This window comes from Synechococcus sp. R3-13 (assembly GCF_047462195.1).
Taxonomy (GTDB): Bacteria; Cyanobacteriota; Cyanobacteriia; order Thermostichales; family Thermostichaceae; genus Thermostichus.
In genome coordinates this window covers 1-1,393 of record NZ_JANSIO010000425.1, presented here as the reverse complement: position 1 = coordinate 1,393, position 1,393 = coordinate 1, and the positions used below count along the sequence as shown (strand labels likewise).

Below are 1,393 nucleotides of genomic sequence, written 5' to 3'. Positions count from 1 at the left end.
TGGCTCAAATGAAAGATCAACACAACCTAGGCTGCTTTGTGAGCAGCTTCCTGGACTTTGGCGTGGGTAAACTTGCTCAGGCCGTGGATGGTCTTTTCCCAGTAGAAGGGCTTGGTAAAGAGCTGCCACAGGGCCATGTAAGCTGCCATAGAGTGCAGTTGCCAGTAGATGGGGTTGAGCAGGGCATAGAAGGCCAGATCGTAGTACCCTCGCCGGAAAACGGCCACCAAGTTGAGGTAAATCCCAATGGCATTGCCCACCAGGAGGTTAAACAAGCCCACATAAACCAGCCAACTGGGGAAAATGTTTTGCAGCCAATGGGCGCGGGTGAGCAGCCAGTAAATAAACAGCAGCCACATGATGGGGCTGGTGAGAAAGGTAAAGAAGCTGCCGCCAATAAAAAACTGGTAAGACAGCCAGTTCTTCAGGCCCAGCTTGCGCAACGAGCGCAGGGGGTTGCGGTTGTGCACCAGCCAAGTTTGCATGTAGCCCTTGATCCAGCGGGAGCGCTGCCGGATCCAGTTTTTAACAGCGCAGTTGGCCTCTTCATAAGTGGTGGAGTTGATCACCCCCACCGTATAGCCGTGCTGGCTGGCGCGGATGCCTAGATCTGCGTCTTCGGTGACGTTAAAGGGATCCCATCCCTGCAGCTCCCGCAGGCGGTCAGTGCGAAAGTGGTTGCTGGTGCCACCCAAGGGGATGGGCATTCTGAGAGTTTCCAAACCCGGCAGAAGGTAATCAAACCAATAGGAATACTCCAGGGTGAACATGCGGGTGAGGAAGTTCTCGCTGCGGTTGAAGTAGTTGAGGGCAGCCTGGACGCAGACCAAGCTGGGATCCCCTTTTCGGAAGGCAATGACTGCTTTTTTGAGTTGGTCTGGATCCGGAATGTCTTCAGCGTCGTAGATGGTGAGGTATTCGCCACGGGCAAAAGCCAGGCCGTAGTTGCAGGCTTTGGGCTTGGTCTTGGGTTTGCTGTCGGGCACCAACAGCAGGCGCACGTAGCGGGGGGGCTTGGCAGCTCGAGCTGCCTCAATGGTGTCTCGGTCGTTTTCCTCCAACAGAATAAGCACATCCAACCGCTCGTGGGGGTAATCCAGCTTAGAGAGAGACTTGATCAAAATCGGCATTACTTCCGGCTCTTTGTAGACCGGCACCAGGATGGTGTAGATGGGCAAGTCGCGATCATCCAAAGCGGCTACTTCCTCATCGGTAATCTGGTGGAAGCGATCGGCGGATCCCACTAGGCTGAGCAGCAGTTTGAACAGGATCGAAGCGACGTAAAAAAGATTGATCAGCAGCACCAAAATGGTCAGAGTCGTCCAGGGAGCAGTGGCCAATCCCCAAAGCAACAGCAGCAGCAGGCCATAGCCCACCGCAATCTGGGAGGGGG

At 55.0% G+C, this 1,393-nt stretch carries 1 protein-coding gene; it reads right to left on the bottom strand.

Annotated features, from left to right (window positions below):
- Nucleotides 1–26: 26 nt before the first annotated feature.
- Nucleotides 27–1,393: glycosyltransferase family 2 protein (locus NW856_RS12325; RefSeq protein ID WP_414400506.1), on the bottom strand; the 1,367-nt coding region annotated here is incomplete at its 5' end.